The following is a 13,603-nucleotide window of genomic DNA, read 5'->3' as shown; positions in this document are numbered from 1 at the left end:
GTCTGCCACGGTCGCGCACCGTCGCGGCGCCACCGCCGCCGCAGCGCGCAGGACTGCGCTCAGCGACGCTCGGCGAGCTGCTTGCAGCGCACGCACATCGCGGCCCGCGGGAAGGCCTCGAGACGTGCCTTGCCGATCGGGCCGCCGCAGACCTCGCACGTGCCGTACGAGCCGTCGGCGATGCGTGCGAGCGCACGACGGTTCTGCTCGAGCAGGTCGCGCGTGTTGTTGACGAACGTCAGCTCCTGCTCGCGCTCGAGCGCGCTCGAGCCCGAGTCGGCCTGGTCGTCGCCCGCCCCCTCGCCCGAGTTGCGGAGCAGCTCGGTGAGGTCGGCGTCGGCGGCCTCGAGCTCGATCTCGAGGCGTTCGGACTCGGCGATGAGGCCGAGCGCGAGCGCCTTGACCTCCTTGGTCGTCCACGGTTCCTCGCCCTCGCGCACCTGGAACTGCTTGACGTCCTTCGTGAGTCGCGGGAAGCGCTCGGCGAAGGTGGGGGCGGGCGTGGCGTCCTGGATCGACATCGGCAGGCCTCTCTTGACGACGGGAATGCTGAGGATAGACGCAGCGATCGGGACGGACAACTGCGCATTCGTGCTGCAGCGTCCGTCCCGACCGCGACGGGGTGCCCGGAGGTCCGGGCGGGGCCGTCAGATGGAGCGGCCGGAGTCCTTCTCGCCGCCGGGCATGACAGCCCCGCGGTTGTTGAGGTCCCCGAGGAGGTTCTCGAGGTAGCTCTGCAGACGCGTGCGGTAGTCGCGCTCGAACTGACGCAGCTCGTCGATCTTGCGCTCGAGGAGCCCACGCTCCTGCTCGAGCTGGCCGAGCGTGCGGGCCGAAGTCTCCTGCGCGTCCCGGACGATGCGCTCGCCCTCGTTACGCGCCTCGGTGACGAGACGGTCGCCCTCCTCCTGGCCAGAGCGCACGTAGTCGTCATGCAGCTTCTGGGCGAGCTGGAGCATGCCGGTCGCGGACTCGGGCTCCGAGACGCGCGCCGGAGCGACCGGGGCGGGTGCCACGACGGGGGCCGGCTCAGGAGCCGGTGCCGGGGTGGGCTCGGGGGCGGAAGCCACCGGGGCCGGCGTGGCCGCAGCGGCGGCAGCCTGCGCGGCAATCTGACGCGTGAGCTCGGCGACCCGACGCTCGGCGGCGGCGAGCTTGCTCTTGAGGTCGCCGTTCTCGCCCTCGTAGGCGCGCAGCGTGTTGAGCACCTCGTCGAGGAAGTCGTCGACCTCGACGATGTCGTAGCCCTCGCGGAACTTCGTCGCCGTGAACTTCTTGTTCAGGATGTCGTCCGTGGTCAGCAGTTCCATCGGGTCACCTCTGTTGCAGTCGTTGCGGATCCTGACGGACCTGACGTCAGGTGCGCCGAGGATCACGCTAGCGGAAAAAGTGGGGTCGGTGGTCATCGACCACCGCGGTCACGTCGCTTACAGCGTGCGCTGGACGATCGCGAGGACGTTCATGAGCAGCGAGCACGCAAGGAACAGCACGATGAACGACAGGTCGATCTGGACGCGGCCCAGGCGCAGCGGCGGGATGAAACGCCGCAGGAGCTTGAGCGGCGGATCCGTGAGCGTGAAGACGAGCTCGCACAAGACGAGCACGAAGCCGCGCGGACGCCAGTCCCGTGCGAACACCTGGACCCAGTCGATGACGATGCGACCCAGGAGGACGAGCAGGTAGAGCCAGAGCAGGAACGACAGGAGCGAGAGGACAAGTTCCACGGGGGCGATGGCTCAGCTCTGGTTGAAGATCCCGGCACGCGCGGTCTCGCCGCGGTCCTCGCCGGCGATCTCGACGTTCTCGGGAGACAGGAGGAAGACCTTGTTCGTCACGCGCTCGATCGAACCACGCAGACCGAAGATCAGGCCTGCCGAGAAGTCGACAAGACGCTTGGCGTCGGAGTCGTCCATGTCGGAGAGGTTGATGATGACGGGCGTGCCCGACCGGAACGCCTCACCGATCTGGCGCGCGTCGTTGTACGAGCGGGGGTGGACCGTCGTGATGCGACGCAGCTCCGCGGCGGGGGCGACCGCCTGGACACCGCGGCTGATGGGGGTCACCTGTGCATGCGTCTCGCTCACGGTCTCCACCTCGGGCTCGAAGTCCTGGTACTCCTCGACATACTCGTCGTGGTACTCCTCGGCGTACTCCTGGCCGCCGCGGTCGTCCGCGAGGCCCAGGTACAGCATCGTCTTGCGCAGCGCTCCGGCCATCGCCTTGCTCCTCCGTCGTCGTCCAGTGCACCCATGAGGGTGGATCCACGCTAACCGTCGGCGGTCGACGGATCCTGCAGCGACACGCCCGACGGCGCGGGTGCGATCACCTGCCAGGGCCCGGCCTGCGGCCTCTCAGCCACGGGCGTCGAGCAGATGGACGACTCCGGCGAGCCGCCCTGTCGTCCCGGCCCCGCCCGGCGCTGTCGCACGACGGTGGGAGAAGAGCGAGGCGTCCTCGATCGTGCACCTGCCGTCGCGCACGACGTGCCCGACACCGAGGTCGCGCAGGCGGGCGTCGACCGCCGCGGGCAGGTCGAGCGCTGGTGTCCCCCACGACGTCGTCGACCAGGCACCCGGTGCGAGGGACGCGACCGCGTCGCGCATCGCGTCCGGCACCTCGTAGCAGCGACCGCACGCGCTCGGGCCGACGACGGCTCGCACGTCCGCGGGCGAGGCTCCACGGCTCCGCATGACGTCGAGCACGGCGCCGACGACGTCGAGCTCGACGCCGCGCCGGCCGGCGTGCGCGACGCCGACGACGCGGGCGCGCGGGTCCGCGAGGACGACGGGGACGCAATCGGCGACGAGGACGGCGAGCGCGAGACCTGGGACGGTCGTCACGAGCCCGTCCGCCTCCCCGACGGAGTCGAGCGTGGCCGCGGCCGGGTCGTCGACCTCGCGGACGTGCGCGCCGTGGACCTGCGTCGCATAGACGACGGGAGCTCCGAGCGCGCCGGCGAGCAGCGCCCGGTTGGCCCGCACGCGGTCCGCGTCGTCACCGGCGTTGAGTCCGAGATCGAGCCCGGGGCCATCGGGAGCCGCCCACGGCGCGGGCGACACTCCGCCCGCGGCCTCCGTGAGGACGCCGCGGACCCCGGCACCGAGCGCAAGCTCGGTGAACCGGGGTCCGCGGGGTGCGTCGCTCAACGCGTCACTTGAGGAAGTCAGGGATGTCGAGGTCGTCGTTGCGACGACGCGGCGTCTCCTCGTCGAAGACGCGCGGCACCTCGAGCTGTCCGGTCGCCTGCGGGCCGTCGGCGTCGCCGAGGAACGCGGGGACCTGCTCGCCAGGGCCCGTCGTCGCGTAGGGCGACGCGGGCCGGACGGGCTGCGGCTCGACCGGGTGGACGGCCTGCGGCTGGACCGCTCGCTGCCACGACGGGCGCTCGGCGTCGTCCTCGATCGGGAGGATCGGGCGGACCTGCGAGTGGGCCCCCGTCTGCGCCGAGGGCTCGCGGCGCACGGGTGCGGCGGGCGCTGCGGGCGCGGCTGCGGGGCGACCCGCCGCCGGCTCGACCTGGCCGAGGCCACGGCCGTCCTTGCGGGGCTGCGGGGCGCCGCCGTCGAAGCCCGCGGCGATGACGGTGACGCGCACCTCGTCGCCGAGGGCGTCGTCGATGACCGTACCGAAGATGATGTTGGCCTCGGGGTGCGCGGCCTCGTGGACGAGGCGCGCGGCCTCGTTGATCTCCTGGAGGCCGAGATCCGAGCCACCCTGGATCGAGATGAGGACGCCGTGGGCGCCGTCGATCGAGGCCTCGAGGAGCGGCGAGGAGATCGCGAGCTCGGCGGCCTGGACGGCGCGGTCCTCACCGCGCGCGGAGCCGATGCCCATGAGCGCGGAGCCCGCGCCCTGCATGACGGACTTCACGTCGGCGAAGTCGAGGTTGATGAGGCCCGGCGTCGTGATGAGGTCGGTGATGCCCTGGACGCCCGAGAGGAGCACCTGGTCGGCCTGGTGGAACGCGCTGAGCGCGGAGACCGAGCGGTCCGCCATCGACAGCAGGCGGTCGTTGGGGATGACGATGAGGGTGTCGACCTCGTTGCGGAGCGCCTCGATGCCGGCCTCGGCCTGGTTGGCACGGCGGCGGCCCTCGAACGAGAAGGGGCGCGTGACGACGCCGACCGTGAGCGCGCCGAGCGAGCGGGCGATGCGTGCGACGACGGGCGCGCCGCCCGTGCCGGTGCCGCCCCCCTCGCCCGCCGTGACGAAGACCATGTCGGCCCCGCGCAGGACGTCCTCGATCTCTTCCGCGTGGTCCTCGGCGGCCTTCTTGCCGACCTCAGGGTCGGCGCCTGCGCCGAGGCCCCGGGTGAGCTCGCGACCGACGTCGAGCTTGACGTCCGCGTCCGACATGAGGAGCGCCTGCGCGTCGGTGTTGATCGCGATGAACTCGACGCCCTTGAGCTCGACCTCGATCATGCGGTTGACGGCGTTGACGCCACCGCCACCGATGCCCACCACCTTGATGACTGCCAGGTAGTTCTGCGGTGTTGCCACGGGAGGAGCCTCTCGGTCGGTCACAACCTTCACCCTCAGGTAGAGGGTTATAGTTATGTCAGTTTCTGCTAGGTCGACGGTAGGTCGGACCTGCGCGCGGACCAAGCACCTCGGCGTCGCGTGTCGCGCGTGTCGTCCGCCACGCCCACCGCACCAACCCCTGCGGTACGCACGGACGCGCCGTTCAGCGCGTGATCGGCGCCGTGGGCGCAGAGACGTCGAAGACCTTCGAGCCCTTCGTCTTCTTCGCCGTACGGAGCACCTCGACCACGCGCACCTTGAGCGCGGCGTCCGACTTGCCGCCCCACAGGACCGTCGCTCCCCCGCGCAGCGTCATGCGCACGTCGTCCGGGCTCTCGGCCGAGATCGTCGCGACCTCGGCCGCGAGGTCCGCAGGCAGGGCGTTGAGGAGGATGAGGGCCGACTCGAGCGTCCGGCGCCCCTCGTCGGCGATGTCGAACGTCATCGTCGGCAGCCCCTCGGGCGCCGCGTCCGCACGACCCACCTGGACGCCCTCGTCGTCGAGCAGGACGACGCCCGAACCCTGCGGCACCGCCGCGACCGGCTCGCGCGAGACGAGCGCGACCTTGAGCCCGCGGGGCCAGTCACGCGTGAGACGCACGTCCCGGACGCCCGGGACGTCAAGGATCCGACCGCGCAGCGCAACCGTGTCGAGCCGCGTGATCGGCACGTCGACGACACCGCGGACGACCTCCGCGACATCGCCGGGCTCGATGACCGTCCCCTCCCCCGAGATGACGACCTCGTCCGCGTCGAGCGCGAAGACCGGCGAGAAGAAGACGCCCCACACGAGCGCGCCGAGCGCCGCGAGACCCAGCGCGACCCACGCTCCACGCACCCACCACCTGCGACGACGCTGAGCGTCCCGCTCCGCGAGCCGCGCAGCAAGCCCTGTCGAGACGACCTGACGGCGCGGCCCGGCGACGAGCGGCACCCCGCCCGTGCGCGGCGACGCGAGCGCGGTCGACGCCGCGCTCGACGCCGCGCTCGGTGACGTACGGCTGCTGCCTGCTGAGGCCGAGCCGTGACCGCCCGTGCCCGACGTCCGCGCGTGTCCCGCGGTCCGCGGCTCCCGGACCGGCCGGCCTCGTGTCGCGGCCGCGCGCGGCTCGGCCGGCGAGACGCTCGGCTGCTGCGCGACGCGCGACGCGCCCGGACGCGCACCGACCGGCGACGACGGATCGGCGCCCTCACGGGTGTCGCGGGTGTCCTTCCCTGGTGCCTCGGGGCGCGCCGGACGCGGCGCCGGGGGGCGCTGCGGCGGCGTCGGACGCGGACGGGCAGGAGGCTTCACGAGCGCGCGACGAGACTCTCGAGGAGCACAGGCGCCAGCTGCGTGACGTCGCCCGCACCGACGGTGAGGACGAGGTCCCCCGGCCGTGCGAGAGCCGCGACCGCGTGCGCCGCAGCGACGCGGCCCGCGACGTGCCGACCGCGACCACCCATGAGGTCCGTGATCGTCGCGCCCGTCACCGTCGGGTCGTCGTCCTCGCGCGCGGCGTAGACGTCCGTGACGACGACCTCGTCGGCGAGCGCGAGCGCGTCGGCGAACTCGCGCGCGAACGTCCGCGTGCGCGAGAAGAGGTGAGGCTGGAAGAGGACGAGCACGCGCCCGCCCGCGGCGGCAGGACGTGCGGCACGCAGGAGCGCCGCGACCTCGGTCGGGTGGTGCGCGTAGTCGTCGACGACGCGCACGCCGCCGGCCGTGCCACGCTCCTCGAAGCGGCGCCCCGTGCCGAGGAACCGTCCGACGCCCGCGACAGCCGTGTCCGCGTCGACGCCGAGCCGCATCGCGGTGACGAGCGCCGCAGCCGCGTCGAGCGCGTTGTGCAGGCCAGGGACCTCGAGCACGACGTCGAGCGTGCGGTCGGCGGGCACGAGGCCCGTCGCCGCAGGCACGTCGAGCGTGAAGCGTCCGCCGTCGCCGTCGGCGACGTGGTCGCGCACGACGACGTCCGAGCCCGGCCCGCCGTACGTGAGGGCGGTGCCGCCCGTCGCGCGATGCGCGCGGACGAGCGCGGCAGCACCCGGGTCGTCACCGCACGCGACGAGCAGGCCCTCCGGCCTGATGCGTGCCGCGAACTCGACGAACGCAGCCTCGAAAGCCTCGCGCGTGCCGTAGTGGTCGAGGTGGTCGGGCTCGACGTTCGTGACGACCGCGATCTCGGGGCGGTAGTTGAGGAACGAGCCGTCGGACTCGTCCGCCTCCGCGACGAGCACGTCGCCCGCGCCGAGGTGGCCGCCCGGGACGGCGCCCGCGTGCGTGCGCACCGAGCCGCCGATCGCGAACGACGGGTCGCGGCCGGCCTCGCCGAGGACGACCGCGATCATCGCGGACGTCGTCGTCTTGCCGTGCGCGCCCGCGACCGCGACCGCGCGCGTGCCGTCCATGAGCAGGGCGAGCGCCTCGGAGCGGTGGAGCACCCGCAGGCCGCGCTCGCGCGCGGCGGCGAGCTCCGGGTTGGTCTCCCGCACGGCCGTCGAGACGACGAGCGTGTCGGCGTCCGCGACGTGCGCGGCGTCGTGCCCCACCCACACGGTGAGGCCCTCGGCGCGCAGCGCGTCGACGACGTCGGAGGCGTGCGCGTCGGAGCCCTGGACGGGCACGCCGCGCGCGGCGAGCAGCTGCGCGACGACGGAGACCCCGGCGCCGCCGATGCCGACGAGGTGCGTGCGACCGAGCTCGGCGAGAGCGAGCGGGACGGCGGTCATCGGGCACCTCCGGCGGCGGCGAGAACGAGGTCGACGACCGCCGCGGTCGCCTCGGGACGGCCGACGCGCATCGCTGCGGCCGCCATCTCCTCGCGGCGCCCACGGTCGCCGAGCAGCGGCAGGAGCGTCGAGCCGACCCATGCCGGGGACAGGAGTCGGTCCTCGACGAGGAGCCCTCCGCCCGCGTCGACGGCAGGCTGTGCGTTGAGCCGCTGCTCGCCGTTGCCGATGGGCAGCGGCACGTACGCGGCGGGGATGCCGAGCGCCGTGAGCTCGGCGACCGTGCCCGCGCCCGCGCGGCACAGGACGAGGTCCGCGACGGCGAGCGCCCGCTCCATCTCGAGCAGGTACTCGGCGACGACGTAGTCGTCGCCGAGGCCCGCGGCCCGGACCGCGGCACGCACGTCCGCGTCCTTGCCGCGGCCCGTGAGGTGCAGGACCTGTGGCCGCCCTGGTCCGAGCGCCGCGATCTCCGCGGCCGCGCCGGCCACCGCCGCGTTGAGGCTCTGCGCCCCGAGCGACCCGCCCGTGACGACGAGGATCGTGCGCGCGGGATCGAGGCCGAGCGCCGCTGCCGCGTCGCGGCGCGCTGCGGCTGCGTCGGAGCGCCGAGCGAGCGCGAGGTCCGCGATCTCGTGGCGCAGCGGGAGCCCCGTGAGGCGTGCGCCGCGCAGCGGCGTGCCCGGGAACGTCACGGCGACGGCCGCGGCCCTGCGGGCGCCGAGCCGGTTGGCGAGGCCCGGTCGCGCGTTCTGCTCGTGGACGACGACAGGCACGCCGCGACGACGCGCCGCGACGTACGCGGGCGTCGACACGTAGCCGCCGAAGCCGACGACGACGCGCGCCCCGGTCTCCGCGATCGCGTCCTCGGCGACCTTGATCGCCGCACGCAGGCGCGACGGCACGGAGAAGAGCTCCGCCGACGGGCGACGCGGCAGCGGGACGCGCGGCACGTGGACGAGCCTGTGACCGCGGGCGGGCACGAGGTCGGCCTCGAGGCCCTCGGCCGTGCCGAGCACGGTGATGCGCGTCGCGGCGTCGCGGGCACGGAGCTCGTCGGCGACCGCGAGCAGCGGGTTGACGTGGCCGGCGGTTCCGCCTCCGGCGAGCAGGACGGACTCAGGCACGGGTGGATCTCCCCTTCCGGGAACGACGGACGGACCCGCCGACGACGGCGAGCGAGCGGCGCACGACGCCCGCGCGCGCGGCGAAGGCCTCGCGCGCCCCGGGCTCGTCGCGCGCGAACGAGAGGACGACGCCCATCGCTGCCATCGTCATGATGAGCGCCGAGCCACCCGCGGACACGAGCGGCAGCGGGATGCCGATGACGGGCAGGGCGCCGATGACGACGCCGATGTTGACGAGCGCCTGGCCGATGATCCAGCACATGATGGCACCCGTCGCGATCTTGACGAACGGGTCGGGGTGGCGCACGACGATCCGCGACATCGCCCACGCGAGCGCGCCGAAGAGCAGGAGCATGAGGATCGTCCCCTGGAGGCCGAGCTCCTCGCCGACGACCGCGAAGATGAAGTCGTTGTGAGCCTCGGGCAGGTAGTGCCACTTCTCGCGGCCCGCGCCGAGCCCGACACCCGTCCAGCCCCCTGTGCCGAGCGCCCACAGGCCGTGCTTAGTCTGGTAGCAGGCGTCGCCCACACCGCAGTCGCGGCCGAGCCACGCATCGATGCGCCCGAGGCGGTTCTTGTTGGTCTGGAGCAGGATCATCGCAGCGATGCCGGCTGCCATGAGACCGCCGCCGACCGCGAACATCCGCATGGGTACGCCCGCGACCCAGAGGGCGCCCGCGACCAGGAGCATGAGGATGATCGCCGTGCCGAGGTCGTGCCCAGAGAGCACGAGGAGGATCGCCACCGCAGCGACGGGCACGGCGGGCACGATGACGTGCCACCACTGGCGCAGCAGCTCTCCCTTGCGCGCCAGGACCGCGGCGAGCCACACGGCGAGCGCCAGCTTGACGATCTCCGAGGGCTGGATCGTGAAGGTCGTGCCCGGGATCTTGATCCAGTTCGTGTTGCCGAGCGCGGAGACGGACAGCGACGGCACGAAGATCAGAGCCTGCAGCGCGAGCGACGCGGCGAGGATGATCCACGCAAGCTTCTTGTAGACGATGGGCCGCATGCTCGCCGTCACGGTGAGGGCGACGACACCGAGGACCGCGTAGACGGCCTGCCCGAGGAAGATCGAGTAGGCGTTGCCCTCGCGGGTGATCGAGCGCACCGACGACGCCGAGAGCACCATCGCGAGCCCGAAGACCACGAGCAGCACCGTCAGGCCGAGGACGAGGTAGTAGCTCGTCACCGGGGTGTCCCAGGACCCGAGGAGCGATCTGCGCCGGGTCGGCGCAGCGTCGGTGCGCCCCGCCGTCTCGTTCGCCGTCATACCTGCCCCCTCAGTCGTCCTCCGCGGGCCTGCCCGCGACCTCCCGCGCCGCCGCGGCGAAGTCGTCGCCACGCTGCGCGTAGCTGCGGAACTGGTCCATCGACGCGCTCGCCGGAGCGAGGAGCACGGTGTCGCCCGGACGGGCGAGCCCCGTCGCAGCCTCGACCGCACGCGCCATCACCGTCCCAGTGTCGGTCGGATCGACGCGGACGACGGGGATCTGGGGCGCGTGTCGCTCGAGCGCGCCGAGGATCTCGGTCGCGTCGACGCCCAGGACGACGGCCGCGCGCACGCGGTCCGCGCGCTGCACGACGAGATCGTCGAAGGTCGCACCCTTGGCGAGACCGCCGACGAGCCAGACGACCGTGCCTGCGTCGAACGACGCGAGCGACGCCGACGCGGCGTGGCCGTTCGTCGCCTTGGAGTCGTCGACGTAGCGGACCGTGCCGCCCGCGACCCGCGCGGTCGCGACCGTCTCGATGCGGTGGTGGCCGCCGGCGAACGCACGCAGGCCCGCGCGGACCTGCGCCGCGGTGACGCCGTGCGCCCGGGCGAGGGCGGCGGCCGCGAGAGCGTTCGCGACGACGTGCGGCGGGACGCCCGCAGGACCGCCGAGGTGGGCGAGATCACCGAGCGTCGCGAGCTCATCGGCCGCGGCGTGGCGCGCCGGGTCGTCGGCCGCGGTGTGGAACGCGCGGTCGACGAGGAGGTCGTCGACGACGCCGAGCTCCGAACGTCCCGGCGCGCCGAGCGAGAAGCCGACGGCGCGGCAGCCCTCGACGACGTCGGCGTCCTCGACGAGCCCGCGCGTCACGCGGTCCGCGGCGTTGTACACGCAGGCACGCTGCGCCCGCGCGAAGATCCGGCCCTTGTCGGCGGCGTAGCGCTCGAACGAGCCGTGCCAGTCGAGATGGTCGGGGGCGACGTTGAGCACCGCGGACGCCTCGAGCGACGTCGTGCGCGTGAAGCGCAGCTGGAAGCTCGAGAGCTCGACCGCGAGCACGTCGACGTCAGGGTCGAGCGCGGCCTCGACGACGGGGGTGCCGACGTTGCCGACCTCGGCGACGCGCTCCCCCGCGGCCGCGAGGATCGACGTGAGCATGCCGACCGTCGTCGTCTTGCCGTTCGTGCCCGTGACGCCGAGCCACGGCGCTGGGCCGCGACCACCCGTGCGGTCGACGCGCAGGCGCCATGCGAGCTCGACCTCGCTCCACACGGGCACACCTGCGTCGAGCGCACCGGCGAGCAGCGGGTGGTCGGGGCGCCAGCCCGGGGAGGTCACGACGAGGTCGACGTCCGCGAGGTCGACGAGGCTGCCGTCGCGGACGTCCGCGTCGGGCGCCGAGGCGTCGACGGTCGTCACGCGACCGGCACGCCCGTCGAGCGCCGCGACGACCGCACGCCCCGTGACGCCGAGGCCCGCGACGACGACGTGCGCGTCCGCGAGCGGGACGCGCGGCTCGACGACCTCGGTCACGCTCCTGACACCCACTCGGCGTAGAAGATGCCGAGGCCGACGGCCGCGAAGATCATCGCGATGATCCAGAAGCGGATGACGATCGTCACCTCGCCCCACCCCGAGAGCTCGAAGTGGTGGTGGAGCGGCGCCATCTTGAAGACGCGCTTGCCCGTGAGCTTGAACCCGCCGATCTGGATGACGTCGGAGAGCACGATGAGCACGAAGAGACCGCCGATGATCGCGGCGAGCACCTCGGTGCGCGAGAGGATCGAGAGGCCGGCGAGCGCGCCGCCGAGCGCGAGCGAGCCGGTGTCGCCCATGAAGATCTTTGCGGGCGACGCGTTCCACCACAGGAAGCCGAAGCACGCGCCGGTGATCGCGGCCGCGACGATGGCAAGGTCCCACGGGTCGCGGACGTCGTAACAGCTGGGACCGGCCGAGGCGGGCGACGCGCACCGCTGGTTCCACTGCCAGATGCCGACGAACGTGTATGCGCCGAACACCGCGAGCGAGACGCCCGTCGCGAGCCCGTCGAGGCCGTCGGTGAGATTGACGGCGTTCGACCACGCCGTGATGAGGAAGTTGGCCCAGAGGACGAAGAGCACGAGGCCCACGGTCACACCGGCGAACGCGAGGTCGATCCCGGTGTCCCGGATGAAGGAGACCTTCGTCGAGGCGGGCGTCCGGAACCCGTCGTCGGGGAACTGCAACGCGAGGACCGCGAACGTGATGCCGATGACGCCCTGCCCGACGATCTTGCCGATCGGCGAGAGGCCGAGGCTGCGCTGGCGAGAGATCTTCGTGAAGTCGTCCGCGAAGCCGACGAGGCCGAGGCCCGTCATGAGGAACAGCACGAGGAGCGCCGACACGCTCGGCAGGCGGCCCGCGACGAGGCTTCCCGCCGCGACCGCGAGGAGGGTCGCACCGATGATGACGACGCCGCCCATCGTCGGCGTGCCGCGCTTGGTGAGGTGCGAGGTCGGTCCGTCCTGACGGATGAACTGGCCGTACTGGCGCTTCTCGAGGAAGCGGATGAACAGGGGCGTCGCGAGGAGCGCGACGACGAGCGACGTTCCGCCCGCGACGAGGAGCGCGATCATGCGTCGACCCCTGTCCCGGCGAGCTCGTCGGCGAGGCGCCATACGCCCGTGCCGTGCGAGGCCTTGACGAGGACGACGTCGCCCGGGCGGAGCTCGTCGGCGAGGAGCGTGCGCGCGGCGTCGACGTCGGCGACGTGGGCGACCTCGTCGCCCCACGACCCCTCCATCATCGCTCCCTCGCGGATGGCCCAGGCGCCGTCGCCGACGACGACGGTGAGCTTGACGTTGAGCCGGACCGCGAGCCGCCCGACCTCGTCGTGCCGTTCCCGGGAGTCGTCGCCGAGCTCGAGCATCTCCCCGAGCACCGCGATCGAGCGGCGCTCACGCCCGGCGAGGACCGCGAGGGCCCGCAGCGCGGCGCGCATCGAGTCGGGGTTGGCGTTGTAGGAGTCGTCGATGATCGTCACGCCGTCGGCGCGCTCGGTCACCTGCATGCGGTGGGGGCTGACGGCTCGGGCGTCGGAGAGCCGCGCCGCGACGGCCTCGGGCGAGAGCCCGAGCTGCAGCGCGACGGTCGCCGCCGCGAGTGCGTTCGTCACGTGGTGCTCGCCGACGAGGCGCAGCGCGACGGTCGCGGTCGCGTCCCCCGCGACGAGCGTGAACGACGCGTGGCCGTCGCGATCGATCCGTACGTCCTGGGCGCGCACGTCGGTGCCCGTCACGGTGCCGAAGGTGACGACGGGGCCGTGGGCCGCCGACGCCATCGCGGCGACCCTCAGGTCGTCCGCGTTGAGGACCGCGGTGCCGCCCGGTCGGACTCCTGCGACGAGCTCGGCCTTCGCCTGCGCGATCGCCTCGACGCCGCCGAACTCGCCGAGGTGCGCGGAGCCGACGACGAGGACGACCGCGACGTCGGGCGCTGCGATGCCCGTGAGGTAGGTGAGGTGACCGATCCCGCTCGCGCCCATCTCGAGGACGAGGTAGCGCGTCGACGCGTCGGACTCGAGCACCGTGAGCGGCAGCCCGATCTCGTTGTTGAACGATCCCTGCGGGACGACCGTCGGCGCCTCGGCCGCGAGGACCTGGCCGACGAGGTCCTTCGTCGTCGTCTTGCCGACGGACCCGGTGATGCCCACGACCTCGAGCGGACCTGCGGCGCGCAGCCGCGCGAGCACCTCGCGCGCGAGGGCGCCGAGCGCCGACTGCACGTCCTCGACGAGGACCGCGGCGGGCGCGTCGACCTCGCGGGAGACGAGCACGACGGAGGCGCCGGCAGCGACGGCCGCTGCGACGAAGTCGTGACCGTCGGCGTGCTCGCCGGGGAGCGCGACGAACAGCGCTCCGGCGACGACGAGCCGGGAGTCGATGACGACGGGCCCCGTGACGCGCGCCGCGGTGTCGCCGAGTACGCGGCCACCCGTCGCGTCGGCGATCTCGTGGATGCCGAGCTCGATCATGTGCCTACCGTTCT

At 73.2% G+C, this 13,603-nt stretch carries 13 protein-coding genes; all 13 read right to left on the bottom strand.

The features are described from left to right. Positions 1-59 precede the first annotated feature (59 nt). The 13 genes from G7063_RS06535 to murF all read right to left on the bottom strand — a co-directional run bounded on the left by G7063_RS06535 (position 60) and on the right by murF (position 13,589). Positions 60-521 carry a TraR/DksA family transcriptional regulator gene (locus tag G7063_RS06535; RefSeq protein ID WP_166413675.1) on the bottom strand — a complete coding sequence of 154 codons (462 nt, stop codon included), beginning with the start codon at positions 519-521 and terminating at the stop codon, positions 60-62. 126 nt (positions 522-647) lie between these two features. Beyond that, a complete protein-coding gene (locus tag G7063_RS06530; protein WP_166413674.1) occupies positions 648-1,310 on the bottom strand; it encodes a DivIVA domain-containing protein in 663 nt (220 codons plus the stop codon). A gap of 117 nt (positions 1,311-1,427) precedes the next feature. Next, positions 1,428-1,724 carry a YggT family protein gene (locus tag G7063_RS06525; RefSeq protein ID WP_166413673.1) on the bottom strand — a complete coding sequence of 99 codons (297 nt, stop codon included), beginning with the start codon at positions 1,722-1,724 and terminating at the stop codon, positions 1,428-1,430. Positions 1,725-1,736: 12 nt separating this feature from the next. Beyond that, positions 1,737-2,216, bottom strand: coding sequence for a cell division protein SepF (locus tag G7063_RS06520; RefSeq protein ID WP_166413672.1), 480 nt, complete (start codon positions 2,214-2,216; stop codon positions 1,737-1,739). A 135-nt stretch (positions 2,217-2,351) separates the two neighbouring features. Then, positions 2,352-3,146 (bottom strand): peptidoglycan editing factor PgeF, encoded by a 795-nt coding sequence (pgeF, locus tag G7063_RS06515; protein WP_166413671.1) that lies wholly within the window; start codon positions 3,144-3,146, stop codon positions 2,352-2,354. 4 nt (positions 3,147-3,150) lie between these two features. After that, complete coding sequence (gene ftsZ / locus G7063_RS06510) at positions 3,151-4,500, bottom strand: cell division protein FtsZ (RefSeq protein ID WP_166413670.1); 1,350 nt, start codon at positions 4,498-4,500, stop codon at positions 3,151-3,153. Positions 4,501-4,684: 184 nt separating this feature from the next. After that, the gene (locus G7063_RS06505) at positions 4,685-5,815 is read right to left on the bottom strand and encodes a cell division protein FtsQ/DivIB (RefSeq protein WP_166413669.1); all 1,131 of its coding nucleotides are present in this window, start codon (positions 5,813-5,815) and stop codon (positions 4,685-4,687) included. Then, positions 5,812-7,233, bottom strand: a complete 1,422-nt coding sequence (gene murC, locus G7063_RS06500; RefSeq protein WP_166413668.1) for a UDP-N-acetylmuramate--L-alanine ligase — start codon at positions 7,231-7,233, stop codon at positions 5,812-5,814. The genes G7063_RS06505 and murC overlap by 4 nt, the downstream gene beginning before the upstream one ends. Then, positions 7,230-8,360, bottom strand: coding sequence for an undecaprenyldiphospho-muramoylpentapeptide beta-N-acetylglucosaminyltransferase (murG, locus tag G7063_RS06495; RefSeq protein ID WP_166413667.1), 1,131 nt, complete (start codon positions 8,358-8,360; stop codon positions 7,230-7,232). Before murG ends, murC begins: the two co-directional genes overlap by 4 nt. After that, positions 8,353-9,633, bottom strand: a complete 1,281-nt coding sequence (ftsW, locus tag G7063_RS06490; RefSeq protein ID WP_166413666.1) for a putative lipid II flippase FtsW — start codon at positions 9,631-9,633, stop codon at positions 8,353-8,355. The genes murG and ftsW overlap by 8 nt, the downstream gene beginning before the upstream one ends. A gap of 10 nt (positions 9,634-9,643) precedes the next feature. Further along, positions 9,644-11,110 carry a UDP-N-acetylmuramoyl-L-alanine--D-glutamate ligase gene (gene murD, locus G7063_RS06485; protein ID WP_166413665.1) on the bottom strand — a complete coding sequence of 489 codons (1,467 nt, stop codon included), beginning with the start codon at positions 11,108-11,110 and terminating at the stop codon, positions 9,644-9,646. After that, entirely contained in the window at positions 11,107-12,192 is a 1,086-nt protein-coding gene (gene mraY / locus G7063_RS06480; RefSeq protein ID WP_166413664.1) for a phospho-N-acetylmuramoyl-pentapeptide-transferase, read from the bottom strand. The genes murD and mraY overlap by 4 nt, the downstream gene beginning before the upstream one ends. Further along, positions 12,189-13,589, bottom strand: a complete 1,401-nt coding sequence (murF, locus tag G7063_RS06475; RefSeq protein WP_166413663.1) for a UDP-N-acetylmuramoyl-tripeptide--D-alanyl-D-alanine ligase — start codon at positions 13,587-13,589, stop codon at positions 12,189-12,191. Before murF ends, mraY begins: the two co-directional genes overlap by 4 nt. Between the last annotated feature and the right edge of the window lie 14 nt (positions 13,590-13,603).

It is taken from the genome of Sanguibacter sp. HDW7 (assembly GCF_011300875.1).
In the GTDB taxonomy this organism is placed as follows: Bacteria; Actinomycetota; Actinomycetes; order Actinomycetales; family Cellulomonadaceae; genus Flavimobilis.
The sequence above is the reverse complement of the archived record's forward strand: the minus strand, read 5'-3'. Positions and strand labels throughout refer to the sequence as shown.